The following is a 24,359-nucleotide window of genomic DNA, read 5'->3' as shown; positions in this document are numbered from 1 at the left end:
TTACTGCCTGACTGCTTCCTTTCACATGCACGCTCTCACGCAGGCAAGCCTGATCAGCGTGCCTCCAACAACATTTCCATCACCGAGCGCGCGGCGGGCCACATCACGCTGCCATGATCTTCGCCTGCATAACGCCGCCATTGCACCTCGATCTGCGGGCAGCGCTCGCCCAGCTGGCGGGCATAGGCATGGGCGTTGTCGATCATCGCGCGCTGGACACGCAGTCTGTCCCGCTTCGGGTCATTGCGCTCTGGCTGCGGCGATTGCTCGCGTCCGCCAGCGGCAATCAATACCGGACCCGCCGCCTCGGTACAGGCAAGACGCAGCGGCCAGTTGGCCTGGTCATTTTCCTGCAGCCACCACAGCGAAGGACTGATCGCGAAGATGGCGCCGAAGGCCTCGGGCACCTTCTGCTGGGCATGGAGTGCGAACAGGCCACCAAGCGAGTGACCGACCAGCGCAGGTCGCTCGAGATCGAGCGGATAGCGTGAGGCCAGTTCAGACGGCAGAGCCTGGGTCAGATAGGCGAGAAAATCTTCACCACCGCCCGTCCCCTCAGGGGCCGTGCCGCTGGTGAGCGGTGGCGTGAAGTCCTTGTAGCGCAGCGTCGTGACGGTACCCCGCGCCACCTCTTCCTGCTCGTCAGTGCCCGCATAGCCGACCGCGACGATGGCGAGATCTGACGGCGCCTTGTCAAAGCCACGGCGACCCAGCACGTCCCGAGCCGCCGTGAAAAGGTCCAGGTAGCGATTGCCATCCAGCACCAGCAGTACCGGATAACCTCCTTGAGGCGGCGCGGCCTGCGGCAGCGCCACCTGGATCAGATAATCGTGCCCCGTGAGACGCGAATGCTGGGTGAAAGAGGTCGTGGTGCCTGGCAGAGCATCATCAGCGGTGTGAGCCATGGCAAAGCCCGGCAAGCAGACGGTACCGGTGGTCAGCATGATGAGGCCCCAGGCCTGTCGCCGGACGAATAGCCTCACGCGTGCTCGCAATCCGAGACGCATCATCAGAACTCGTACTTCATGGTCGCGACGGCACTGGCCTGGCGTCCCACGAAGTTGAAGACACTGGCCGAACCGGCGCGCACGTAATATTCACGATCGAAGAGGTTGTAGACGTTGAGCTGGCCACTGAGTCTGGGCGTGAACTGATAGCCCAGCATGGCATCGAACACGGCATAGCCCGGCGCATGGATGGTGCCCTGGGTGCTGTCGAAATCGCTCAGCGCCGTCATGCCGGCACCGACGGACACGCCATCCAGCAGGTTGCCCTCGAAGCGATACTGGGTCCACAGATTGACCATGTTGTTGGGCATCAGCATCAGCAACGCATCGGAGCTGCCGGCTTCCAGAACCTCGGAGTCCATGTAGGTGTAGCCGAAGATGACATCCCACTGCGGCGTGATGTTGCCGGCCAGTTCAAGCTCGGCGCCGGTGATGCGCATCTTGCCGGAATCCACCGAGTAACTGACGCTTCCGTCGGTCGAGGATGCCGCGCGGTGGCTGTCGGTCAGCTGGAAGCCGCTGATGCGTGCATTCAGCGCACCATCCAGATAGCTGCCCTTGATCCCGATCTCGTATTGCTCGCCTTCGCGCGGGTCGATCAGATTGCCATCTTCGTCTTCACTGGTCTGCGGCTCGAAGACCTTGGAATAGCTGGCGTAGATAGAGTGGTCGGCATCCAGGTCATACACGAGTCCGCCATAGGGCGTGAACGCGGTGTCCTGCATGTCGCTGCTGCCGCCGTTGAGCTTGTCTTCGGTCTCGGCCGAGAACTGGCTGACGCGCGCACCCACTATCACTGCCAGCGGTGCCACGGGACGCAGTGTCACCTTGCCGTAAAGGCTCTGCTCTTCCAGGGTGGTCTCGGTGCGCGACAGACTGTAACCGCTCACGCCATCACGGGCATTGCCGAGTATGTCGACATAGGCGAGGTTGTTCAGCTCGCTGATGCTGGCGCCAGAGCCGGTCAGGTTGCTGGTGCGCGCTGCGGTGGTGTCCGATTCCGATGTCTTGTAATCGACCCCGACCACGAATTCGTTCTGGTTGCCGAAGGCATCGAAGCCCTGGGTATAGCTGGCATCCACGCTCACCGAGGTCTCATCGGTGAAACCGGCATAACCCGCGACACTGCTCAAGTCGCCGGTATCGCTCAGTGCCGAGCCGCTGTAGGCGTATTCATAATCCGCATTGCGGTCACTGTAACGCGCCGCCAGCCGGCCATAGCCGCGTGAGCTGAAGCGATGGGTCAGCTCGGCGATCACATCGGTGGAATCACTCTCGAAGCTGTTCCAGTCCGCGCCGTAGAATGCCGAACGGCGGCCATAGGTGAAGTTGTTGTCTCCATCCACCGGCTGACCCTGATTGACGGTGATGTCCTTGGTGTTGTGGATCACCCCCAGTGACAGCTCGGTATTCTCATCCAGATCGATATCCAGCGCGCCATAGAAATCATTCAGGGTGTTGTCGTTGTCATCCACCCATTGCGCCTGCTCGGTGGAGCGGGTCACCAGGCGGCCGCGGATACGGCCCTGCTCATCGATGGGTCCGGAGATATCGACACTGACGCTTCGGTCTTCCAGCGTCCCGACACTGCCGCTGATGGAGCCCTGGAAGGTATCGGTCGGGCGCTTGCGCACCAGATTGATCACACCGCCCAGCTCACTGGTGCTGTTGAACAGGCCGGACGGCCCACGCATCACCTCGACCCGGTCGATGGCAGTCAGGGAAGGCACCGAGCCCGTCAGACTCGACATCGGTGCGGACAGCCCATCGATGCTGTAGGCATCGTATTCATAGCCACGCGCGAAGATCGAGGAACGACCGCTGTCATTGTTCAGCACCCGCACACCCGGCGTACGTGCCGCCAGCTGATCCAGCGTGATGAAGTTCTGGTCCTCGATGGCGTCATGGGTCACCACGCTCACCGACTGCGGAATGTCGCGCAGCGAGGCCGGTACCTTCGAGCCCACCGTGGCAGCATCAACACTGTAGCCGCCGCTCTGCTCACTGGACGCCATGTCATACAGACGCAGCCCCGTCACCCGCTGGGTATCCAGCACCATCGTCGCATCTTCCGCCTGTGCCGGCAGACTGACCAGCACCACACCTGCCCCGATCATCAGACGACGCGTGCCTGCCCCGCACAGACCGCGTCCTCGTGCATTCACCTTCTTCATCGTGTCCCCTTGCCTGTCGTGTCCTGGATCATCGCCACTAATGATAATTATTTGCATTTGATGTGCTGACGGGGCATTTTGGCACTCCAGAACGACAAAAACCTTTGCGGAACCCTCCCTGATGTTTGCAGGTGCGACAAGATGAGCCTTACCCCCCCTCCCGGCCTCGCCAGTTCTCACACCTCGGCAAGCGCACGCCACCGGATCATCGAGCTCGATCACGTGCATCGCATGGCGCGCGCGCTGACCAGCGACCACCAATGCCAACCTGCCGAGGGCCAGTCCGCTGACGGCGCCTTGATCGGCAACATGCATCTACAGGAAGCGCAGCCGGGACTGTTCATGCGCCTCAACCGCGTGCGCAAGCGAGCGGATCTGATGATTCGCTCCCGAATCGAGCCATCGCTGAAGATCGCGGTGGTGTGGCGTGGAGAGCCAGAGGTCAGTTTCGGGCCACGCTGCCATGCGCTGAAGCCGGGGCGTGCACTGTGCATCGCCCTGGACGAGCCCACTGAATTCCGACTGAACAGTCCCAAGGGAGCCCACGAACACAGCGCCATCCTGACACTGACGCCGGCCTGGCTGAAATGGCACCTGAACGTCTCACGTGCCAGTGAGGTGATGTCCCACATGCGCCATCTGGCGCATTTCCACTGGTGGCCGTCCCCTCGTCTGCTGGAACGACTGGACACCTTCAGCCGACAGCGTCCCACCTCCCCGGCACAGCGTCTGGGAATCGAATCGCTGGCGCTGGAGATGATCAGTGAATGCCTGGCGGCCGGACCCGCCCAGACGGGAGCCGGGGAAAGGCATCCTCCCCGGGAGACGGCAGACTGGAAGGAAACGCTGGAAGACTGGATCCACAACGGGGAAGTCGCCTATCAAAGTCAGGCGGAGATCGCCGCTCGTCTGGGCATGAGCGTGCGCCAGTTGCAGCGCCGCTATCGCGACGCCTACGGCCAGACCATGACGCAGGACCTGAGACGACGACAGTTGGTCCGTGCCGCTCACCTGCTTCAGGACCGCAATGTGACGGTGGAGGCCGCGGCCGAAATGGCGGGGTATCGCAGCGCCGCCAATTTCGCCACCGCCTTTCGTCGCCAGTTCGGCGTGCCACCCAGTCAGCGGACTGTCATTGACAACGGCGCGGTGTAGGGTGAGTCGACATGCAAGGGGGACGGTCGGGGCAAGGCGCTGGATGTCAGACGCAAGCGGCAAGGAAGCGGACAAGTCGTGTCATCACTTCCTCTGGCTGTTCGCGATGCGGAACATGTCCGCAGTCGTCGAGAAGATGCAGCTCAGCACCGCGCCCCGCGTTCTCGGTCAGGCGCGCCGGCTGGGAAGCACTTCCGTACTCATCCTGCGCGCCATGGATCACCAGCAGCGGACAACGCAACGCTGCCAGAGAGGCATCGAGACACCAGTCACGGAAAGCGGGGGCCAGCCAACTATCGATCCAGGCGCTGAGCACCCACTCGGTCCTGGAGCCGTGATATCGGGCAAGTCGTGCGCGCTGGTCGGGCTCGGCAAACAGGCGTTGCGCTTCACGGATACCGCTCAGGGTCAGCTCCTCGACCATCGCCTGCGCCGCCAGGGTGATGACAGCCTGACAACGCGCATGATGTGTCGCGGCGCCGGCGATGGCCATGCCCCCGCCGACACTGTGGCCAAGCAGGATGAAGCGCTCCAGCGCGAGCCCTTCGATCACGGCCTGCAAGTCGCCGCGAGCCTCCTGCTCGATGAAATCCAGCGGCATGGGGTGATGGCGTGCCTCCGAACGGCCGAAGCCTGCCCGGTCGTAGGCGATTACCTCGCGTCCGCTACTGGCCGCCAGCGTTGCAGGAAAGCCTCGCCACAGCGTCACGCAGCCCAGTGAATCATGCAGCAGAATGATGGGCGCACGCACTGGGTGATTGTCCGGGACAGCAGGCTGCCACCGGGCCACGAACAACGCACCATACGGGCCTTGCAACCAGTTCTGCTGGCATATGATGTCTTGTGATGTCACATCCATGTCTCCTGTGTTCACCATGATGGAATCTCCGAGCTGTCGCTCTCAAGACACTGCCACAGCCCGCGCCGGGAAACGCTTAGACATCCTGATGACCCATTGCTAATGTTGGGCGTCGTCGCGGTATGCGCCCCTGTTGGTGTTGGCGGCAGATCGCAGCCGCACGATAGCAAACAGCACGAACGAAAAGCGCACGAACGAAAAGCGCACGACAGAACAAGAACTTCGCCACGCTCTCGCACAAGGACACTGTCATGTCGGTTGACAACATGAAGCTGGAATCCCTCGCCCTGCATCACGGCTATACCTCGGAAGCCACCACCAAGGCCGCAGCGGTGCCGATCTACCAGACCACTTCCTACACCTTCGATGATACCCAGCACGGCGCGGATCTCTTCGACCTCAAGGTGCCGGGCAACATCTATACCCGCATCATGAACCCGACCAATGACGTGCTGGAGCAACGCATGGCCGCCGCCGAAGGCGGTATCGCGGCGCTGGCGGTGTCCTCCGGCATGGCGGCGATCACCTATGCCATCCAGGCGCTGGTACAGGTCGGCGACAACATCGTCAGCACCAGCCAGCTGTATGGCGGCACCTACAACCTCTTCGCCCATAGCCTGCCGCGTCAGGGGGTCGAGGTACGCATGGCAGCCTTCGATGATTTCGAAGGCCTCGAAGCACTGATCGACGACAGGACCCGCGCCGTCTTCTGCGAATCCATCGGCAACCCTGCCGGCAACATCGTCGATCTCGCGCGTCTGGCCGAGATCGCCCACAAACATGGCGTGCCGCTCATCGTCGACAATACCGTCGCCACGCCAGTGCTGTGTCGCGCCTTCGATCACGGCGCCGATATCGTGATCCATTCGCTGACCAAGTACATCGGCGGCCACGGGACCACCGTGGGTGGCATCATCATCGATTCCGGCAAGTTCGACTGGGTCGCCAACAAGGACCGCTTCCCGATCCTCAACGAGCCGGACCCCTCCTACCACGGTGTCGTCTACACCGAAGCCTTCGGCCCGGCTGCCTATATCGGGCGTTGCCGCGTGGTGCCGCTGCGCAATACCGGCGCGGCACTGTCACCGCAGAGTGCCTTCCTGCTGTTGCAGGGCCTGGAAACCCTCAGCCTGCGCATGGAGCGCCACTGCAGCAATGCGCTCGCACTGGCCGAATACCTTCAACAGCACCCGAGCGTCAGCTGGGTCAACTACGGTGCCCTGCCGGACAGCCCCTATCACGCCACCTGTCAGAAGATCACCGGCGGCAAGGCCTCCGGCATCATCAGTTTCGGCATCAAGACGGACGCGACAGGTGACGACAAGGCCGAAGCCGGGCGCATCGCCGGCGGCAGGTTCATCGATGCGCTGCAGATGATTCTGCGCCTGGTCAATATCGGCGATGCCAAGTCACTGGCCTGTCACCCGGCCTCCACCACTCACCGCCAGCTCAACGAGGAAGAACTGGCCAAGGCCGGCGTCTCGGCGGATCTGGTGCGCATCTCGGTGGGGATCGAGCATATCGACGACATCATCGCCGATGTCAGCCAGGCACTGGACAAGGCGGTGGCCTGACGCGGGAGCGGTTCCTAAACGACAGTCAGGCGACATTGAGACGCCAACCAGGCAGTCTCAGTCATATCTCAGCGCCCGCGAAGACTCGCTTCTTCGCGGGCGCCTTGTGTTGCGTATCCCGATGACTGCACTTCTCTCAGGTCTGCCAGACCTGCAAGTGACGACAAGAAAGATAACGGTATATATGCAGCTGAACCGTCAGATCGGCGGGACATCCAGACCCAGCATAAATCTGGTTAATACCAAGAATAAAAAATCGAAACTACCGAAATACACGAGCAGAACACACTCTTGGCTCAAGGCGCACACAGAGGCGCCTGTCACGATGATAACAACTCCAAGAGGTGTCCCGATGAAATCCGTCCAGTTGAAGCCAGCCCTGCTGACCACCGCCATCGCGGTGGCCTGTGCCTTGCCGCTGAGCGCCGCTCAGGCCCAGGATATCAAGCTCGGCCACGTGCTGGCGCCCACCCATAGCTGGAACATCGCGGCGGAAGGCTTCGCCAAGGATGTCGCCGAGGCCACTGATGGCCGCGTCAATTTCCAGGTCTTCCCCAGTGGACAGCTCGGCAACGAGAAGACGGTCGTGGAAGGCATGCAGATCGGCAGTGTGCCGGCTGGGGTAATCGGCTGTGGCTCCTTCCAGCCGCTGGATGCCCGCTTCGGCATCGTCGAACTGCCCTACTCTTGGCCGGACCGCGAACACGCCTACGCAGCCTACGATGGCAAGCTGGGCGATGCGCTCGAGGACATCGCCGACGAACACAACATGAAGATCCTGTCGTGGTGGGAGAACGGCTTCCGTCACGTCACCAACAACCGTGGCCCCATCACCACCCCGGAAGACCTCGCGGGTCTGAAGATTCGCGTCACGCCGGACAAGATGCGTCTGGATACCTTCACCGCGCTGGGCTCAAGCCCCGCACCGCTGTCCTTCGGTGAGCTCTACTCCGCGCTGCAGCAGGGCGTGTTCGATGCCCAGGAAAACCCGCTGGCCATCATCTATTCCTCTTCATTCAGCGAAGTGCAGGACTACGTCTCCCTCACCGGTCACGTCTGGGCACCGGCGTGTCTGACCATGTCCAACTTCACCTGGAACCAGCTCTCCGAGCAGGATCAGGCCGCAGTGCAGAAGAGCGCCGACGAATGGCGTGACAAGCAGCGCGCGATGACCCAGAAGGATGACGCCGAACTGGTGGCCAAGCTGGAGGAGGCCGGCATGCAGGTCAACGAGGTCGATACCGCGCCCTTCAATGCCAAGGTGCAGGGTGTCTGGGCCGAGTACACCGACGTCTTCGGGCCTGAGCTGATGGGCCTGGTCGAGCAATACCGCAAGGGCGAGTGACGATGTCTTCCGCCTCTCCCTCCGTCAAGCCGCAGGCCGTGTTGTGTGCCTTGCGTACCTTGATGATCACCCTCTCACGTTGGAGCTGCCGGGGCTGTCTGGCCCTGGCTGCCAGCGGAGTCGCCGCGCTGTCGGCACTGGTGATCTGGACCGTCTTCATGCGCTGGGTCATGGGTCAGCCGCCGCACTGGGCAGAAGAGTTGCCGCAGCTGGTACTGGTATGGACCACCCTGCTGGCCGCGGTGTCCTGCACCCGCAACCGCACGCATCTGAGTGCGGGCCTGCTACCGCTGCTGGTGCGCTCGGTGCGTATCCAGCGCATCACCTGCCGCATCACTGACGTCATGATCCTGATCATGCTGATGATGCTGGCCAAGGCAGGCATGGACCTGACCGCCATCACCATGCGTCAGACCACCACTGCGCTGCAGATTCCGGCCGGTGTCGTCTATCTGTCCGTGCCGCTGTGCTGCACCGCAATGGCCCTGATCCAGCTTGAGCATCTGTTGAGCCCTTCGGCCATCGCAGCCGAGATTCACGAGACGGATACCACTGCGTCTGACAACGCTTCATCTCGCCAAGGAGATGCCCCATGACACTCGGCGCCCTGGCTTTGCTCGGCGTCTTCGCGCTCGGCATCCTCATCGACATCCCCATCGCCTTCGCGCTGTTGATGTCGGCCCTCTTCTACCTGCTGGCCTTTGGTGCCGCGCCCATGATGGTCTCGGCGCAGCAGTTCGTGGCCGGAATGGAAAGCTTCACCCTGCTGGCGATCCCGCTGTTCGTGCTCGCCGCCCAGTTGATGAACCGCGCCGGTCTGACCGAACGCCTGGTACGCCTGTGCATGGCGATGGTCGGTGACATCCGCGGCGGCCTGGCGGTGGTCGCGGTGCTCGCCTGCATGATGTTCGGCGCGCTGTCGGGGTCTGGCGTGGCGGACGTGATCGCCATCGGCAGCATGCTGCTGCCCACCATGGCCCGCAACGGCTATGACAAGGGCTTCAGCAGTGCGCTGGTCGGCACCGCCAGCTCCATCGGCACCGTGATTCCGCCCAGCATCGTGATGATCGTCTACGGCACCACCTCCAATACCTCGGTGGGCCAGCTGTTCATGGGCGGCATCATCCCCGGCCTGATGCTGACCGTCGCGCTGGTCGGCGTCGCCCTCTACCTGTCACGCAAGCATGGCTGGTCGGGCGGTGTCGCGGCCCGTGTGCCCGGCGAGCGTCGCCGTGCCCTGCTCAGCGCCATGCCGGCCCTGATGGTGCCGGTGATGATCATCGGCGGTATCCGCTTCGGGGTCTTCACGCCCACCGAAGCCGCCGCCTCCGCGATTCTCTACGCCATCATCATCGGCACCTGTGTCTATCGCAGCCTCACCTGGCGCGGCTTTCTGGACAGTGTCCGCGCGACCGCCGAGACCACCGGCGCCATCCTGCTGATCATCGGGGCGGCCGGCATGTTCGCCTGGGGCCTGACCTACGAGCAGGTGCCGCAGGCCATCGCCCAGCTGATCGGCGAATTCACCGACAGCCGCATCAGTGTCCTGCTACTGCTGACCGCCGTGCTGCTGGTGCTGGGCTCCTTCATGGAAAGCGTGGCGATCATCATTATCGTGACGCCCATCGTGATGCCGTTGTTGGCGCAATACGGCATCAGCCCGGTGCACTTCGGGGTGCTGCTGACCGTCAATCTGGCCATCGGCGCCAACACGCCGCCATTGGGGATCGATCTGATGGCCGCCTGTCGCATCGCCGGGATCAACGTCAGCGATTCGCTGCGTCCGCTGGGCCTGATGCTGGGCGCGATGCTGACCGTGCTGATGCTGATCACCTTCATCCCGGAACTCGTGCTGTTCCTGCCCAACCTGATGGAGGGCTGAGTGATGACCACCGCCATAGACCACAAGCTTCCCCAGCGCTGGCTGTTCGTGCCGGGTGACGACGACGCCCGTCTGCAGGCCGCCCTCACCAGCGGCGCCGATGCCATCGTCGTCGATCTCGAGGAGTTCACCCCGGCCACCGGACGCCAGCTTGCCATCAGCCGCTTCGCCGACTTCGCCAGACGCGCCCGTGCCCTGAAGGTGTGGCCGTGCGTACGTCTCAACCGGCTCACGCACGGCGGACATGACGAGCTAGCCGAACTGATCAGCACCACCCAAGGCGATTCCAGCGGGGCTCCCGCCGCCATCTTCCTGCCCGCCGTCGAGCAACGCACCCAGCTGGCAGCGCTGGATGAGGCCCTGGCCGAGCAGGAAGCGGTGCACGGCTTGCCACGGGGCAGCCTGAAGAGCGTCGCGACACTGGAAAGCCAGGCCGGACTGCTGGCCGCCGAGGAACTGCTCGCCGCCGGCGATGATACCCCACGCCTGTTGGGCGCACTGATCGGTACCGGAGATCTGGCTGCGGATCTGGGCCTGATGCCCGACCAGCCTGTCGCCACCATCACCGAGACGCTCAAGCCGTGGCGCGCGCGGCTGGCGAAGGTCTGCCAGCGCCATGAACGACTGGCCATCGATGGCCCATGGCGCTGGCAGCACGGGCTGGGCACCGACCAGCACTGGGCCAATCAGCAGGGGCTGCAGGCGCGTTGCGTCATCCACCCCGAACAGCTCGAAGCGCTCTATGACTTGATGCCCGCTCGCGGCGCTGGCCCGAGGCCCGCTGATGGGGCGGTGACCTGATGCCCGCCGACAGCACCGCGTCGCAGTTCTGAAAGGCGGCCCTGCCGAGCGCGCACCGAATTCATTGCCGCTTCAACACTAGCGGCGTCTCAACACCGATTTCTCAATATCGAATTCTCTACACCGATTTCTCAACAACAACGAGAGCACCCCCATGACTCAGGCCACGAACACTTCCTCCGCTTCCACCCTGCCGCTGCGCAATGGCGGGCAGATCCTCGTCGACCAGATCCGTCTGCACGGCACCAGGCGTGTCTTCCTGGTGCCGGGCGAAAGCTACCTGCCGTGCATCGATGCGCTCAATGAGCACAAGGGCGCCATCGAGCCCATCGTCTGTCGCCAGGAAAGTGGTGCAGGCTACATGGCCGAAGCCTACGGCAAGCTGACCAACGAGCCGGGCGTATGTTTCGTTACCCGTGGCCCGGGCGCGACCAACGCCTCCATCGCCGTGCACACCGCCTATCAGGACTCCACGCCGATGATCCTGTTCATCGGTCAGGTCGGTGGTGACTTCATCGAGCGCGAAGCCTTCCAGGAAATCGATTACCGCCGCATGTTCGGCGAGATGACCAAGTGGGTCGCGCAGATCGACGACACCTCACGCATTCCGGAATACATCGCCCGTGCCTATCAGGTGGCGCGCAGCGGCCGTCCGGGGCCGGTGGTGCTGGCATTGCCCGAAGACACCCTGTGGGGCGAAGCCCAGGTCGCGGACGTCAAGCCGCACCCGCGTCTTGCCACCTACCCGGGACAGCCGCAGCTGGATGAGCTCAAGCGCCTGCTCGCCAGCGCCGAGCGCCCCTTCCTGCTGGTCGGTGGCAGCGGCTGGACCCGCGATGCCCAGGTCGCGCTGGAAGGCTTCGCCCAGCGTTTCGATATTCCCACCGGTGTCGCCTGGCGCCGTCTGGAGTGCGTCGATGCCGAACTGCCGCAATTCGCCGGTCACGTCGGCATGGGCATGCATGACGCACTGCGCCAGCAGCTGGTCGAGAGCGATCTGGTGATCGCCGTCGGCACCCGTATCGGCGAGGCCACCAGCGAAGGCTACAGCTGGATCCAGTCGCCGGTGCCGACCCAGAAACTGGTGCACATCTATGCAGACCCGGAAGAGCTGGGCCGCGTCTATCAGCCAACGCTGGCCATCAATACTGACGTCAACGGCTTCGCGCTGGCGCTCGCCACCCTGTCACCGGATAGCGCCCCGCGCTGGTCCAACATTACCCGCGAGGCGCGCGCCGCCTATCTGGCCACGCTGGAAGAGCAGCCGTCGCCGGGTCCGCTGAGCCTGGACAAGGTCAGCCTGACCGTCGACCGCATTCTCGATGGCAAGGGCTGCATCAGCGTCGGCGCCGGCAACTACGCGCTCTACGCCCACCGCTATGTGCGCTTCCGTGGCCTGGGCAGCTCGCTGGCCCCGACCGTCGGTTCCATGGGTTACGGCCTGCCAGCCGCCATTTCCAGCAAGCTGGAATTCCCGGAACGCCCCGCCGTCTGCTACGCCGGTGATGGCTGCTTCCAGATGAACCTGCAGGAGTTGGGCGTGGCGCTGCAATATCGTCTGGGCATCGTGGTGCTGGTGTTCAACAACGGCATGTGGGGCACCATCCGTGCCCACCAGGAAAACGACTTCCCGGGCCGCGAGATCGCGCTGACCTTCACCAACCCGGACTTCGCCGCCCTGGTCACCGCCTACGGCGGCCTGGGTCAGGTGGTGGAGAAGGACGAGGACTTCGAGGAAAGCTTCACGCGCGCACTGGAATTTGCCGACCGAGAGCGTCTGCCGGCACTGATCGAGCTGCGCTATGACCCGGACGGCATCGCCCCGGGCAAGCTGCTCAGCGGCATCCGTGAAGATGCTCTGACACGCAACGACAAGGGAGGTATCTGACATGAGCACATCCTCAACTCAAGCGACTCAAGACGTGCTGGACTCCCTCGCCCTGCGCGTCGATGGCAAGCGCCTGTGGGACGCGCTGATGACATTGGCCGAGATCGGCGCGACGCCCAAGGGCGGCAACTGCCGCCTGGCACTCACCGAAGAAGACCGCGCCGGCCGCGAGCTGGTCACCGGCTGGCTCGAGGCCGCAGGCCTCACGCTGCGCGTCGACGAGATCGGCAACATCTTCGCCCGTCGCCCGGGCCGCAATGACAGCCTGCCGCCGGTCGCCACCGGCAGCCACATCGACACCCAGCCCACCGGCGGCAAGTTCGACGGCTGCTTCGGCGTGCTGGCTGGCCTGGAAGTCATGCGCGTGCTGGATGAGCACGGCATCGAGACCGAAGCCCCGCTGGAAGTGGTGATCTGGACCAACGAGGAAGGCAGCCGCTTCGTGCCGGTGATGATGGGGTCCGGGGTGCATGCGGGCCTGATTCCGCTCGAGAAGGCACTGGCCGCCACCGACCGCGACGGCGACAGCGTTGCCGCCTCACTGGCGCGCACCGGCTATGCCGGCGACGTGCCGGTGGGCAGCCACGATTTCGGCGCCTATTTCGAGGCGCATATCGAGCAGGGCCCGGTGCTGGAGCAGGAAGAGATTACCATCGGTGCCGTCACCGGCTCGCTGGGTCTGCACTGGTTCGACGTGGTGGTCAGTGGTCAGGAAGCCCACGCCGGCCCGACACCGATGCCCTACCGCCGCGATGCGCTCAAGACCGCCTGCGCGCTGGTCAGCGACATCCTGACGCTGGCCGATGCCTATCAGCCCAACGGTCGCGTCACCTGTGGCGAATTCAATGTACATCCCAACTCGCGCAACGTGATTCCGGGCCAGGTGCGCTTCAGCGTCGACCTGCGCCACCTGGAACCGGCGGTGCTCGCCGAGATGCACGACCAGCTCAAGGCTCTGTGCCTCAAGCATCACGCCGCCAACCAGAGCGACAGGCAGCGCGTCGATGTCGAACTGATCGAGGTCCAGCACATTCCGCCGACGCCCTTCGCGCCGGAACTGGTCGAGATGGTGCGCAGCGCCAGCCAGGAGCTGGAACTCAGCTTCCGCGACATGGAAACCGGCGCCGGTCACGACGCCGTGCAGATTGCCGGTATCAATCCGGTGGCGATGATCTTCGTACCCTGCGAAGACGGCATCAGCCACAACGAGAGCGAGAACGCCGAGCCTGCCGATCTCGAAGCCGGTGCCAATGTGCTGCTGCTGGCGATGCTCAAGCGCGCCGGTGTCGTCAGCACCAACACTACCACCGTGGAGAACGCCCAATGAGCGCAACCACTGCAACCTCCGTTCCGCTGACGCATGCCGACTGGCAGCAGCGCGCCGCCGCGCTGACCTTCGAGACGCGTGCCTTCATCGACGGTGCTTATGTGGAAAGCACCGGCTGCGACACCTTCCCGGCATATAACCCGGCCACCGGTGAAGTGCTGGCGCATGTCACCGCCTGCACCGAGCAGGACATCGACCGCGCCGTGATGGCCGCGCGTCGCGCCTTCGACTCCGGTGTGTGGTCGCGTCAGTCCCCCCAGGCCCGCAAGGCCGTGCTGCAGCGCTTTTCCCAGCTGATCAGCGACAATGCCGAAGAACTGGCCCTGCTGCAGACGCTGGAAATGGGCAAGCCGATCGGCGACAGCCTGGGCTTCGATCTGGCGGAAACCGCGCGCTCGGTGGCCTGGTACGCCGAGGCCATCGACAAGCATTACGACGAGATCGCGCCTACCGGCGAGAACGTGCACGCCACCATTACCCGTGAAGCGCTGGGCGTGGTCGCGGCGGTGGTGCCGTGGAACTTCCCGCTGATGATCGCCTCCTGGAAGTTCGCGCCGGCGCTGGCGCTGGGCAACAGCGTGGTGCTCAAGCCGGCCGAAGCCTCAAGCCTGAGTGCGCTGCGTCTGGCGGCGCTGGCCGATGAAGCCGGCATTCCGGCGGGCGTGTTCAACGTCACGCCAGGCCTGGGCGCGGTAGCGGGTCAGGCGCTTGGCCTGCACATGGAAGTCGATGCGCTGGCCTTCACCGGCTCCACCGCGACCGGCAAGCGCTTCATGCGCTACGCCAGCGACTCCAACCTCAAGCGTGTGTGGCTGGAGTGTGGCGGCAAGTCGCCGCATATCGTGTTCGCCGATTGCCCGGACCTGGACCAGGCCGCTCGCGCCGCCGCCGATGCCATCTTCATCAATCAGGGCGAAGTCTGCATCGCCGGTTCACGCCTGTACGTCGATGAGGCCATCTTCGATGACTTCATGCCGCGCCTGATCGCCTGCGCCCGTGCCATGCCGGCCGGTGACCCGCTCGACCCGGCCACGCGCATGGGCGCACTGGTCAGTGCGGACCACCACGAGAAGGTGCTCGGCTTCGTCGAGACGGCGCTATCGGAAGGCATGACGCTGCACCAGGGCGGCCGTGCCATCGCGCCCAGCGATGCCACCTCAGGCGGCTGGTATCTTGAGCCGACCATCGTGGAAGGCGGCCAGAACAGCACCGTGATGCGCGAGGAAATCTTCGGCCCGGTGCTCGGCGTGACCCGCTTCAGCGGCGAAGAAGAAGCCATCGAACTGGCCAATGATTCCATCTACGGGCTGGGCGCTGGTCTGTGGACACGCGATCTGGCGCGTGCCCATCGTGTCTCGCGGCGTTTGAAGGCAGGGCTGGTGTGGGTCAACTGCTACGCCGATGGCGATATCAGCGTGCCCTTCGGTGGCGTCAAGCAGTCCGGTTTCGGGCGTGACAAGTCGCTGCACGCGCTGGACAAGTACTCCGACCTGAAGACCACCTGGATCAATCTGGCCTATTGAGACGTCGGTCGACCAACGCGGGTAGCCCCGAAGCGCCGCTGCCACCCGGACTCTCTGGTGACAGCGGCGCTGGGCTTTCAGGACACTCTTCAGGACGGGCTCCAGCACATCGTCTTGAACAAGCCTCAAAGGTGACTCAAGTGGCGGGCGTATCACCACCCGGCGCACCGTCACTGGCCAGCACGGCATTCGTGTCCGGCAGTTGCATTTCGAGACCACGATGCAAGCGTTCTTCCAGCGGCACCTTGGCCAGCGCATTGTGCAGAAAGTCGACAAAGGTGGATTCGGCGGCACTGAAACGCGCTTCACGATGCCACATCAGGTGCAGATCGATATCGGCCACGCCCCCATAGGGTGGCAAGGGCCAGAGCTGGCCTTCGTCGATCTCGCGCCGCACGGTGTGTTCCGGCATGCAGCCGATTCCCCAGCCGGCCAGCACCATACGGCGGATTTCCTGCAGGCTGCTGGATTGACCGATCACCGGGCCCTGCAAGCCCTCGCGGGCGCGGAACATCGCCAGCGGTGACAGCACGCCATCGAGCTGCTCACTGCCAAAGGAGACATAACGCTCATTGCGCAGCGCCTCCAGCGGCAGATTCTGCTGACCGAACAACGGATGCATGCGACCACAGAAATAGCGGTAGCTCTGGCGCGCCAGCACCTGAGACATCAGCTGCTCGGGCGTCTGCTGGGCCAGACAGATACCCAAGGCCCCCTGGCGCTGCAGCAGACCCTGCTGCACCTCGTGACTGGACATTTCCTGGATCGAGAAAGTGACCTGGGGGAAACAGCGATGAAAGCGCGCGAACACGCTATCAAGGAATCGGCATTCGATGCCGGTGATGAACAGGAGCGAGACATGCCCGGAAATCTCCGTATGACTGTTGCCCACCTCAGAGGCGAGACGCGCCACGTTGGCGTAGATCTCCACCGCCTCGCGATAGACCACCTGCCCCGCCCCCGTCACGCGAAAGCTGTGACTGTCCCGTTCGATCAGACGCTGCCCCAGGCGCTCTTCCAGGCGCTTGAGTGACAGACTCACCGCTGGCTGTGACAGGTAGAGACGCGCCGCGGCCCGACTGACACTTTCCTCCTGGACGATGACGATGAATGTTCTCAGCAGGTTCCAGTCCAGCGTGTCATGTATGGGTCGCATGGTGATTGTTCCTGTCCCGAAAGTGGCGCGACCGGCAAGAGCGCAATGAAACGCACTCTCGCCGACACCCAGATAGCAATAAAGTCAGCACCGCGTCACCGACGTCTGCCCTCGAGTGATATATTCCCTCTCACTCAAGACAGCAATGACGATCAATACAAAATCAATAAAGCGGAAAACACGACGATGTTCGATACCCGAGAAACCTTCATTCTCTCGATCATGATCATAGCATGTGGCGTATTTCTGATGGGGCTTTCGCTCTATTTCTTCCGCCACATCAAGACCTATGATGATTACAATGTCGCAGGCCGTTCCACCTCGACCTTCCCGCTGATCTGTACACTGATCGGTACCGCCGTCGGCGGTTCTACCCTGCTGGGCTTCGTCTCCAAGGGTTACACCTTCGGCATGGGCCAGCTGTGGCTGCCGGTGGGCATGACCTTCGCGGGCATCGCGCTGTACTTCTTCATCGGCAGGATCCACGCCGAAGGCGAGCGCCTCAACATGGTGACACTGGCCGACTTCCTGGTCAGTCGCTTTGGCGAAGGCGTCAGGGTGCCGACCCTGCTCAGTATCCTGTGTGCCTACGCGGCCATCACCGGCATGCAGTTCGTGGCCGTGGCCACGGTGCTCAAGCTGGTGTTCGGCCTGGCACTGCCGGTGGGCATCCTGCTGACCTGGGCACTGCTGACCGCCAAGACATGGCTGGGCGGCCTGATGGCGGTCATCTGGTCAGATGCCATCCTGGGCACCCTGCAGACCCTGGGCATCTTCTTCCTGCTGGTCACCGTCTACTACGCCAGCGGCAGCTGGGAGTCCATCAGCGCGGCATCCATGCCCGAAGGCAACCCTGACTTCCTGAGCCTGACCGGCATTTCCGGTCATGAACTGGCAGTCTACATGCTGACCATCGGCGCCTATCAGTTCGTGCGCCAGGACCTGTGGCAGCGCTTCTGGGCCGCACGCAGCCTCAAGGCGGCACGCACCGGCTACGCCGTCGCCATCGTCTTCACGCTGCTGGTCGGCGCTGCCGTGGTCCTGATCGGCGCCTTTGCGAAACTGGGTCTGGATATCGCGGTGGCCAATCCGGACCTATCCTTCTACGCCATCATCAAGGCGACACTCCCGCTGCCGCTGATGGTCAGCATGGTCGTGGTGCTGCTGGCGACCATCATCTCGTGCGCCGATTCGTTCTTCATCGCCGGCGCGTCGTCGATTGCCAACGACATCATCAAGCCGCGCATGAAGGGCCGCGATGATGCCTTCATGCTTCGCATGAGCCGCCACTCGGTGGTCGCCATGTCATTGATTTCACTGGGCCTGGCACTCTATGCACCGCGTCTGCTCGATATCTGGATTCCCGGCAGCGCAATGCTGGTCTGCGGTGTGCTGGTGCCGACGGTGGTCGCACTGTGCCGTCGCACGCCAGACCCGCGTGGCGGGGTGATCATGATGTGGGGCGGGCTGGCCACCGCCGTGCTCTGGCAGGTGCTGGGCCATCCCTTCGGCCTGCACCCGGTGATGATCGGCCTGCCGGTCTCGCTGGCGCTGATGCCGCTGGCGCTGCGCAAGCCGAGCCTGACTCTCTCGACCGAGTCCGCGGCGCGCTGACTGGCCAAGCTGACTCACTAACCTGCCTGGCCAGGATAACGGTTGCACTCAGTGCGTGTCAGACAGTGATGTAATACCCGAAAGCCCCGTTGCCGAGACTCACAAGAGGTCATCGGCAACGGGGGCTTTCCTGTGTTCAAGATCAAGCGCTCTGCGGGTTTCCTGCTCGTCACTCTGACAGCCCTTCTGATAGCCATTCTGCTGACCATTCGGCTCGCCGAGCAGATGGCTTCAGGAAGATTTTCGCGATCTACTGCCCACCATCCATGCGGCGACTTGCCTGCCTTTTCTGCCATCAATCGGCCTATTCCCCATCACAACCCCCGCAAGTTGTCATGGCACAATACACACATATTTTCTTACATAAATCTGGCAAATACTGCGTATTGAAATTTGAAAGCCCAAAAGGCTGATGATTCGTTGACCGCGAAGGGAGGGCCTCATAGATTGAAGGCGTACCATCACAACAAGAAGCAGGGACAGGTACCGCATGCATCTCCCGGACGCAGCATCATGGTCACGAGAAGTCCCGCATGCACTGCCCCGCTCACAATAACGATAACGTGGATACTGTCATGAAAACCCTCAAGCCCGCTCTTCTGCTCCCGCTGCTCGCACTCCTCCCGGCCACCCAGTCCATGGCCACCGAATTGCGCATGCTGTCCAGTTACGACCAGACCACTGCCTACTCCCGCGAGATTGCCCAACGCTTCATCAAGGAAGTCGAAGCCAACAAGGCCGCCGACCTCACCATCAAGCTGACCGGCCCGGATGTGGTGCCGCCCTTCGAGCAGCTGCAGCCTGTCGCGGCCGGTGTCTTCCAGCTGCTGTATACCCATGCTGCTTACCACACCAACACCACCGGCGTCGGCGCCGCGATGGATGGCGTGGCGGTGAATCCGGAACAGACACGTGAATCCGGCCTGTGGGACATGGTCGATGAGCACTACAACGGCCTGGGCCTCAAGCTGATCGCGATTCCGCCGCTTGGCAGCCACGGCTTCCAGTACGTGCTGAAGGAGCCGATCACCGGGACGCCGGGCCTGGATGGCCGCCGTCTGCGCGGCAGCCCCACCTACACCAACGTCACCAAGGGCCTGGGCGGTACGCCGGTGCTGATGTCCAGTGGCGATGTCTATTCCGCCATGGACCGTGGCGTGATCGACGGCGCGGCCTGGGGCCTGAATGGCGTCAAGGACATGGGCTGGCAGGAAGTCGCCGGCTACTACTCCAAGCCGACCTTCGGTCAGACCTACAACTTCATGCTGATGAATCTCAACGCCTTCAACTCCCTGTCGCCGGAACAGCAGCAAGTGCTGCTCGACGAAGGCCGCGAGCTGGAGACCGAGATCATCCCGATCCTGGATGAACTGGCCATCGAAGAGTGGAAGGCGCTGGACGAAGCCGGCATGCAGGCCACCGAATTCGCGCCGGAAGACGCCAAGCGTCTGGATGCCCTCGTTACGGACGGCATCTGGCAGCTGGGCATCGACAAGACCCCGGACACGGTGACCGCCATGCGTGAACTGGCGATCGAGAAGAACCTGACCACCGTCAGCGAGTAAGGAATCCACCATGCTAACCCTGCTTGCACGTGTGCATGACGGCGTGACGCGAGCAGGCTTCCTTCTGGGCGGTGTCACCTTGTGTGGCATCGTCCTGTGCTTCTGGCTGGAAGTCATCGCGCGCTACTTCTTCAACTCGCCCACCCTGTGGTCCGGCGCGATGGTGGCTTATCTGCTATGCCTCTCGATTTCGCTGGCGACGCCGGAACTGGCACGCACCCATGGCCATATCGCCATCACCGTATTGCCGGAGCGCCTCGGCCCTACCGCGCGCGCTTTCTATGATCGTCTCCTCGCCCTGGTGACCGGCGCCGTCTGCGCCGTGGCCGGTTGGATCTGCGTGCAGGAAAGCCTGCGTCAGTTCCAGTATCACACCACCACCGCCATGGGCCTCGATATTCCCAAGGTCTGGGTCTCCAGCTTCATCGCCTACGCGATGATCAGCGCCGCCCTGTACTTCCTGCGCCACGCCTTTAGCCGCGCGACGCCTTCGGCGACCGCCGACACCAGAAAAGGACCCTGAGTCATGGAATGGTATACCTCTCTGGGCCTGGCCATCGCCTTGCTGATGGGCCTGTTCGCCCTCGGCATTCCCGTCTTCGCCGCCTTCTTGACCATCAACGTGCTCGGCACGCTGTGGTTGATGGGCACTGCCGGTTTCGGCATGTTCGCCAACAGTGTCTACGACAGCATGACCTCGGAGACACTGACCACCATCGCGCTGTTCGTGCTGATGGGGGAGCTGCTGTTCCGCTCCGGCTCCATCGATGTGATCTTCGACTCGCTGGATGCCCTGATGGGCCGCATGAAGGGGCGCCTCTATTTCTTCGTCGTCGCCCTCTCGACGCTGTTCGGTGCCCTGTCCGGCTCGGCGCTGGCCGTGACCGCCATGCTCAGCCGCTCGGCGCTGCCGACCATGCAGGAGCGCGGCTATGACGACAGGCTGTCCATCGGCCTGATCCTGGGTGGCGCGAGTCTCGCACCAATCATCCCGCCGAGCCTCTTGGTGATCATCATCGGCTCGATGGTCGATGTCTCCATCGCACGCCTTTTGATCGCGGGCATCCTGCCCGGCATTCTGCTGGCCGCGCTGTTCATCCTCTATGTGAAGGTGCGCATCACGATGGACCCGCGCCGTGCACCGCCCCTCGATGAAAGCGGGGGTGGCACGGCAAAGGAAAAGCGCCGCGCCGTGATCAACATGCTGCCGTTCACCATCATCATCTTTGCCGTGCTCGGCCTGATTCTGCTCGGCATCGCCACGCCGTCCGAATCCGCCGCCACCGGCGTGCTGGGCTCGCTGGTGGTCGCGGCCTACTACCGCAAGTTCTCGTTCAAGATGGCGGGCGAAGCGGTGATGTCCTCGCTCAAGGTCAGCACCATGATCATCCTGATCCTGGCGTGTTCGAAGCTGTTCTCCCAGCTGTTGAGCTTCACCGGCGCCACCAGCGGTCTGGTGAGCAGCGTGACCGGGCTGGATCTCGACCCGGTGTGGATGCTGCTGATCCTGATGCTGATTCCGCTGATCGCCTGCATGTTCATCGACCAGATCGCCTTCATGATGGTGGTGATTCCCATCTACGCGCCGCTGGTCAAGCTGTATGGCTTCGATCCGGTGTGGTTCTGGACGCTGTTTTTGATCAACATCTCGGTGGGCAGTCTCACCCCGCCCTTCGGCTACAACCTGTTCGCGGTGAAAGGCGCCGCCCCGGCAACGCCGATGCAGACCATCTACGCCGCCGCCTGGCCGATCGTCATCTGCTTCCTGTTCGCGATGCTGATGCTCTACTGGGCCCCGTGGCTGACGACCTTCCTGCCCAGCCTGATCTGACCGACCACGACGAGAGACTTTCATGTACCAACTCAATGACATGCCAGCGCAGGTCGCTCCTGAACGGCTGGAACAGCTCAAGCAGTGCGAGACGGCCACCATCGGCCACTTCCACACCCGGGGCTTCGTCGATCCGGCGATTGCCAGCATGCTGCCCGAGGTGCGCATCGCCGGTACCGCCATCACTGTCTCGCTGCCGCCGGAAGATGGCACCCTGCTCAACCATCTGATGCGCCTGGTGCGCCCGGGCGATGTGCTGATCGTGCATCGACAGGGCGATCGCCACCGCGCCTGCTGGGGCGGCGTGATGACCACGGTCGCCTCGCGCCTCGGCGTGGCCGGTGTGGTGATCGACGGCATGGCCACCGATGCGCTGACCATTCGCGACAAGCAGTTCCCGGTCTGGAGTCGCGGCGTCGCTTCGCTGACCACCCGCTTCGCCGGAATCGGCGGCGCACTCAACGTGCCGGTCAGCATCGGCGGCGTGGTCGTCAATCCGGGCGATGCCATCCTTGCCGATGAAAGTGGCGTCATCGTCATGGCGCCCGAGGAAGTCTCGGCCATCGCCAGCCACGCCATCGAGGTGCAAGAAGCCGAAGACGTGCTGCTGGCGAAGATTGCCGACGGCGCCTGCCTGCCAGACCTCACTGGTTCCAGCAAACTGATCGAGGAAGTGAACGCACGGGGTTGATCCCCTCGCTTGATGCCCTTGCGAGACGCTGTTTCTTTAGAGAGATGCTGAAAGCAAAAAAGGCCACCAGATCGCTCTGGTGGCCTTTTGGGTTCTGACACGGTCTGTAAGACACGGTCTGTAAGACACGGTCAGTCCGACACGGTTGTAGGACACGGGCTGAGGGCTGCCCATCACTGATGGGTGATCACCGCCTCGCAGCTGACCGGAAAATTCAGTGAATTGGCGATGAAGCACAGCGCATGCGCCCGGTGGTGCAGCTCATGGGCGAGCGCGATATCGTCACCGGCGGCCAGCGTGATCTCGGGGCGCAGCACGATGGAGGTGAAACGTCCCGCCTCGCCCTCGTTCTCTGCCTGACTATTGCCAACAGCGGGCGTGCCTTCCTGCATCGTGCCCTCGGCGTGGTCGTGATAGCTCATGACACGAATGCCGGCCTCGGCACACAGGTGCAGATACCAGAGCTTGTGGCAGGCCGAGACGGAGGCCACCAGCATGTCTTCGGGGTTCCAGCGGGAAGCGTCGCCCCGAAAAGCGGGGTCGGCGGAGCCTTCCAGGCTCGGCTTGCCACTGACACGGGCCACGAAATCACGCTCATAGGCGGTGTAATGGCGGGTGCCATCACCGCGATTGCCGGTCCACTCAAGTTCAACCGAATACTGGTGTCGTCTGGACATCGTTGTCTGCTGCTCTCTGAAGGGAAACCGCGTGCGCGGCATGACGCGCAGTCTGATACTTCTGCCTGATTAGGCATCTGAACATCATCAGCACGCGAGAAGTCATCGTAGGCCGATGATAGGATTGAATCGATCGCACTCTGACAGGATGTCACGCATGGCGTTTGCCGTAACACGCTCCCTTGGGGCAATTCCCGGGCTGGCCGCCGCCGCCCTGACGCTCGGACTGGGCCTGAGCTTGTGCCTCATCACCCCCGGCGCCTCGGCACGCGCCGAAGCCGCACAGTTTCGCCCCACGCCCAAGGTCATCAATACGCTGAGCAGTACCTACGGCTTCGTCATCGCCCAGGACATCACCCTGTCACGCATCGCCGAGGAGTATCCCGGCCTCGCGCCGGATGCAGAGCTTGCCTCCGCCTATTTCGACAATGCCTTCCCGAACATCACCCATCGCCTGGCGGACAACCTCGCCACTTTGATGGGGCGGGAGCACGCACGCGAAGTGCTGGATGGCATCCGCCGTCAGATAAAGACGCAACTGGATTCGCAACTGACCACCGACAAGCTGACCAGCGACTTCGCGGCCCGCTTCATCGAGGCCATTCATCTGCGCGCCCAGGGGGAATACCTGCCCTCGCCGTTCAAGGAATTTCTGCTGGCGACCAAGTATCAGATCGAGCCGGTGTACGAGCTGTACGACGGCTATTTCCAGCAGTTCCACACCAAGGGCCATCCCAAGTCACTGGGCATCAGCCTTGCGCTGCACCTGCCCGCCTCGTGGTCTGCCGCCGAGGGACGCCTGCCGCATATCGTGCAGAAATGGCAGAGTCAGGCGGGTACCGGCACCGACATGATCATCCTCGAAATCTATGACCTGCATGGCGAGACTGTCAGCGACGCGCAGCTCAAGGTGATGGCCGCCACGGACCAACTGGCGCAATGGGCGCCCATCAACAGCCAGATGCTCGACTCCGGCCTGACCCGAGTGGATCACCGTCAGGTCTACTGGTTCGATATCGCCATGACACAGCGACACCAGGGCATGCCCATCACCTCGCAGACCCGCGAATACGGCCTCTTCCTCGACGACAAGCTGATCCGCCTGCACTGCACCAGCTACCACCCCACCGCCGACGGCACCACCTACGCCAAAGCCAAGACAGACCTCGCCGTCGACGAGGGCTTCAGCGAGATCAAGCCGTTATGTGAGGGAGTGATGGGGAGTCTGGTGGTGATGCAATGAATATAGTGTACCTTAGCTGTCGGGCCCGGATGATTGACTAATCGATT

General features: G+C 63.1%; 20 protein-coding genes. 15 read left to right on the top strand and 5 right to left on the bottom strand.

Annotated features, from left to right (window positions below):
* Positions 1 to 53 precede the first annotated feature (53 nt).
* Together QQF40_RS08765 and QQF40_RS08760 are read right to left on the bottom strand one after the other, a co-directional pair.
* Complete coding sequence (locus QQF40_RS08765; RefSeq protein WP_285461098.1) at positions 54 to 944, bottom strand: alpha/beta hydrolase; 891 nt, start codon at positions 942 to 944, stop codon at positions 54 to 56.
* Positions 945 to 1,009: 65 nt separating this feature from the next.
* Positions 1,010 to 3,181 carry a TonB-dependent siderophore receptor gene (locus QQF40_RS08760; RefSeq protein ID WP_285461097.1) on the bottom strand — a complete coding sequence of 724 codons (2,172 nt, stop codon included), beginning with the start codon at positions 3,179 to 3,181 and terminating at the stop codon, positions 1,010 to 1,012.
* Positions 3,182 to 3,322: 141 nt separating this feature from the next.
* Between QQF40_RS08760 and QQF40_RS08755 the strand changes: the two genes are divergently transcribed.
* Positions 3,323 to 4,336, top strand: a complete 1,014-nt coding sequence (locus QQF40_RS08755) for a helix-turn-helix transcriptional regulator (RefSeq protein WP_285461096.1) — start codon at positions 3,323 to 3,325, stop codon at positions 4,334 to 4,336.
* A gap of 46 nt (positions 4,337 to 4,382) precedes the next feature.
* Here the strand turns inward: QQF40_RS08755 and QQF40_RS08750 are convergent, their stop codons facing one another.
* Positions 4,383 to 5,087, bottom strand: a complete 705-nt coding sequence (locus QQF40_RS08750) for an alpha/beta fold hydrolase (RefSeq protein WP_217485894.1) — start codon at positions 5,085 to 5,087, stop codon at positions 4,383 to 4,385.
* A 374-nt stretch (positions 5,088 to 5,461) separates the two neighbouring features.
* On the opposite strand from QQF40_RS08750, the gene QQF40_RS08745 reads away from it, so the two are divergent.
* The 8 genes from QQF40_RS08745 (at position 5,462) to QQF40_RS08710 (ending at position 15,535) form a co-directional block, all read left to right on the top strand.
* Positions 5,462 to 6,769 carry an O-acetylhomoserine aminocarboxypropyltransferase/cysteine synthase family protein gene (locus tag QQF40_RS08745; RefSeq protein WP_285461109.1) on the top strand — a complete coding sequence of 436 codons (1,308 nt, stop codon included), beginning with the start codon at positions 5,462 to 5,464 and terminating at the stop codon, positions 6,767 to 6,769.
* A gap of 352 nt (positions 6,770 to 7,121) precedes the next feature.
* Positions 7,122 to 8,114 carry a TRAP transporter substrate-binding protein gene (locus tag QQF40_RS08740; protein ID WP_175090143.1) on the top strand — a complete coding sequence of 331 codons (993 nt, stop codon included), beginning with the start codon at positions 7,122 to 7,124 and terminating at the stop codon, positions 8,112 to 8,114.
* A 2-nt stretch (positions 8,115 to 8,116) separates the two neighbouring features.
* Positions 8,117 to 8,710: a TRAP transporter small permease gene (locus QQF40_RS08735; protein WP_285461095.1), complete on the top strand. Its 594-nt coding sequence runs from the start codon at positions 8,117 to 8,119 to the stop codon at positions 8,708 to 8,710.
* The gene (locus QQF40_RS08730) at positions 8,707 to 9,996 is read left to right on the top strand and encodes a TRAP transporter large permease (protein WP_136937720.1); all 1,290 of its coding nucleotides are present in this window, start codon (positions 8,707 to 8,709) and stop codon (positions 9,994 to 9,996) included. The genes QQF40_RS08735 and QQF40_RS08730 overlap by 4 nt, the downstream gene beginning before the upstream one ends.
* 3 nt (positions 9,997 to 9,999) lie before the next feature.
* Entirely contained in the window at positions 10,000 to 10,797 is a 798-nt protein-coding gene (locus QQF40_RS08725; protein ID WP_285461094.1) for an aldolase/citrate lyase family protein, read from the top strand.
* A gap of 154 nt (positions 10,798 to 10,951) precedes the next feature.
* Complete coding sequence (locus tag QQF40_RS08720) at positions 10,952 to 12,685, top strand: thiamine pyrophosphate-binding protein (RefSeq protein WP_285461093.1); 1,734 nt, start codon at positions 10,952 to 10,954, stop codon at positions 12,683 to 12,685.
* A gap of 1 nt (position 12,686) precedes the next feature.
* Positions 12,687 to 14,012 carry a Zn-dependent hydrolase gene (locus tag QQF40_RS08715; RefSeq protein ID WP_285461092.1) on the top strand — a complete coding sequence of 442 codons (1,326 nt, stop codon included), beginning with the start codon at positions 12,687 to 12,689 and terminating at the stop codon, positions 14,010 to 14,012.
* Positions 14,009 to 15,535 carry an aldehyde dehydrogenase gene (locus QQF40_RS08710; RefSeq protein ID WP_285461091.1) on the top strand — a complete coding sequence of 509 codons (1,527 nt, stop codon included), beginning with the start codon at positions 14,009 to 14,011 and terminating at the stop codon, positions 15,533 to 15,535. Before QQF40_RS08715 ends, QQF40_RS08710 begins: the two co-directional genes overlap by 4 nt.
* Positions 15,536 to 15,671: 136 nt before the next feature.
* Here QQF40_RS08710 and QQF40_RS08705 read toward each other — a convergent pair whose 3' ends face one another.
* Positions 15,672 to 16,691: a LysR family transcriptional regulator gene (locus QQF40_RS08705; RefSeq protein WP_153635881.1), complete on the bottom strand. Its 1,020-nt coding sequence runs from the start codon at positions 16,689 to 16,691 to the stop codon at positions 15,672 to 15,674.
* A 186-nt stretch (positions 16,692 to 16,877) separates the two neighbouring features.
* On the opposite strand from QQF40_RS08705, the gene QQF40_RS08700 reads away from it, so the two are divergent.
* The 5 genes from QQF40_RS08700 to QQF40_RS08680 all read left to right on the top strand — a co-directional run bounded on the left by QQF40_RS08700 (position 16,878) and on the right by QQF40_RS08680 (position 22,392).
* Complete coding sequence (locus QQF40_RS08700) at positions 16,878 to 18,305, top strand: sodium:solute symporter family protein (protein WP_285461090.1); 1,428 nt, start codon at positions 16,878 to 16,880, stop codon at positions 18,303 to 18,305.
* Between the two features lie 575 nt (positions 18,306 to 18,880).
* Positions 18,881 to 19,870: a TRAP transporter substrate-binding protein DctP gene (dctP, locus tag QQF40_RS08695; protein ID WP_285461089.1), complete on the top strand. Its 990-nt coding sequence runs from the start codon at positions 18,881 to 18,883 to the stop codon at positions 19,868 to 19,870.
* A 10-nt stretch (positions 19,871 to 19,880) separates the two neighbouring features.
* Positions 19,881 to 20,393, top strand: a complete 513-nt coding sequence (locus tag QQF40_RS08690; protein ID WP_285461088.1) for a TRAP transporter small permease — start codon at positions 19,881 to 19,883, stop codon at positions 20,391 to 20,393.
* Between the two features lie 3 nt (positions 20,394 to 20,396).
* Positions 20,397 to 21,701, top strand: a complete 1,305-nt coding sequence (locus tag QQF40_RS08685) for a TRAP transporter large permease (protein WP_175090135.1) — start codon at positions 20,397 to 20,399, stop codon at positions 21,699 to 21,701.
* 22 nt (positions 21,702 to 21,723) lie between these two features.
* The gene (locus tag QQF40_RS08680) at positions 21,724 to 22,392 is read left to right on the top strand and encodes an RraA family protein (RefSeq protein ID WP_175090134.1); all 669 of its coding nucleotides are present in this window, start codon (positions 21,724 to 21,726) and stop codon (positions 22,390 to 22,392) included.
* A gap of 173 nt (positions 22,393 to 22,565) precedes the next feature.
* On the opposite strand, the gene QQF40_RS08675 is transcribed toward QQF40_RS08680, so the two are convergent.
* The gene (locus QQF40_RS08675; RefSeq protein ID WP_153635887.1) at positions 22,566 to 23,069 is read right to left on the bottom strand and encodes an OsmC family protein; all 504 of its coding nucleotides are present in this window, start codon (positions 23,067 to 23,069) and stop codon (positions 22,566 to 22,568) included.
* Positions 23,070 to 23,226: 157 nt separating this feature from the next.
* On the opposite strand from QQF40_RS08675, the gene QQF40_RS08670 reads away from it, so the two are divergent.
* Positions 23,227 to 24,312: a hypothetical protein gene (locus QQF40_RS08670; RefSeq protein ID WP_175090133.1), complete on the top strand. Its 1,086-nt coding sequence runs from the start codon at positions 23,227 to 23,229 to the stop codon at positions 24,310 to 24,312.
* Positions 24,313 to 24,359 lie beyond the last annotated feature (47 nt).

Origin of the sequence: Cobetia sp. LC6 (assembly GCF_030264805.1) — a bacterium.
Taxonomy (GTDB): domain Bacteria; phylum Pseudomonadota; class Gammaproteobacteria; order Pseudomonadales; family Halomonadaceae; genus Cobetia.
This window is presented reverse-complemented; position numbering and strand designations above follow the sequence as displayed.

Excerpts from the sequence above, each read along its gene's own strand:
- QQF40_RS08765 (WP_285461098.1), bottom strand. The coding sequence starts at position 944 with ATGCTGACCACCGGTACCGTCTGCTTGCCGGGCTTTGCCATGGCTCAC.
- QQF40_RS08760 (WP_285461097.1), bottom strand. The coding sequence starts at position 3,181 with ATGAAGAAGGTGAATGCACGAGGACGCGGTCTGTGCGGGGCAGGCACG.
- QQF40_RS08755 (WP_285461096.1), top strand. The coding sequence starts at position 3,323 with ATGAGCCTTACCCCCCCTCCCGGCCTCGCCAGTTCTCACACCTCGGCA.
- QQF40_RS08745 (WP_285461109.1), top strand. The coding sequence starts at position 5,462 with ATGAAGCTGGAATCCCTCGCCCTGCATCACGGCTATACCTCGGAAGCC.
- QQF40_RS08740 (WP_175090143.1), top strand. The coding sequence starts at position 7,122 with ATGAAATCCGTCCAGTTGAAGCCAGCCCTGCTGACCACCGCCATCGCG.
- QQF40_RS08735 (WP_285461095.1), top strand. The coding sequence starts at position 8,117 with ATGTCTTCCGCCTCTCCCTCCGTCAAGCCGCAGGCCGTGTTGTGTGCC.
- QQF40_RS08730 (WP_136937720.1), top strand. The coding sequence starts at position 8,707 with ATGACACTCGGCGCCCTGGCTTTGCTCGGCGTCTTCGCGCTCGGCATC.
- QQF40_RS08725 (WP_285461094.1), top strand. The coding sequence starts at position 10,000 with ATGACCACCGCCATAGACCACAAGCTTCCCCAGCGCTGGCTGTTCGTG.
- QQF40_RS08720 (WP_285461093.1), top strand. The coding sequence starts at position 10,952 with ATGACTCAGGCCACGAACACTTCCTCCGCTTCCACCCTGCCGCTGCGC.
- QQF40_RS08715 (WP_285461092.1), top strand. The coding sequence starts at position 12,687 with ATGAGCACATCCTCAACTCAAGCGACTCAAGACGTGCTGGACTCCCTC.
- QQF40_RS08710 (WP_285461091.1), top strand. The coding sequence starts at position 14,009 with ATGAGCGCAACCACTGCAACCTCCGTTCCGCTGACGCATGCCGACTGG.
- QQF40_RS08705 (WP_153635881.1), bottom strand. The coding sequence starts at position 16,691 with ATGCGACCCATACATGACACGCTGGACTGGAACCTGCTGAGAACATTC.
- QQF40_RS08700 (WP_285461090.1), top strand. The coding sequence starts at position 16,878 with ATGTTCGATACCCGAGAAACCTTCATTCTCTCGATCATGATCATAGCA.
- dctP (WP_285461089.1), top strand. The coding sequence starts at position 18,881 with ATGAAAACCCTCAAGCCCGCTCTTCTGCTCCCGCTGCTCGCACTCCTC.
- QQF40_RS08690 (WP_285461088.1), top strand. The coding sequence starts at position 19,881 with ATGCTAACCCTGCTTGCACGTGTGCATGACGGCGTGACGCGAGCAGGC.
- QQF40_RS08685 (WP_175090135.1), top strand. The coding sequence starts at position 20,397 with ATGGAATGGTATACCTCTCTGGGCCTGGCCATCGCCTTGCTGATGGGC.
- QQF40_RS08680 (WP_175090134.1), top strand. The coding sequence starts at position 21,724 with ATGTACCAACTCAATGACATGCCAGCGCAGGTCGCTCCTGAACGGCTG.
- QQF40_RS08675 (WP_153635887.1), bottom strand. The coding sequence starts at position 23,069 with ATGTCCAGACGACACCAGTATTCGGTTGAACTTGAGTGGACCGGCAAT.
- QQF40_RS08670 (WP_175090133.1), top strand. The coding sequence starts at position 23,227 with ATGGCGTTTGCCGTAACACGCTCCCTTGGGGCAATTCCCGGGCTGGCC.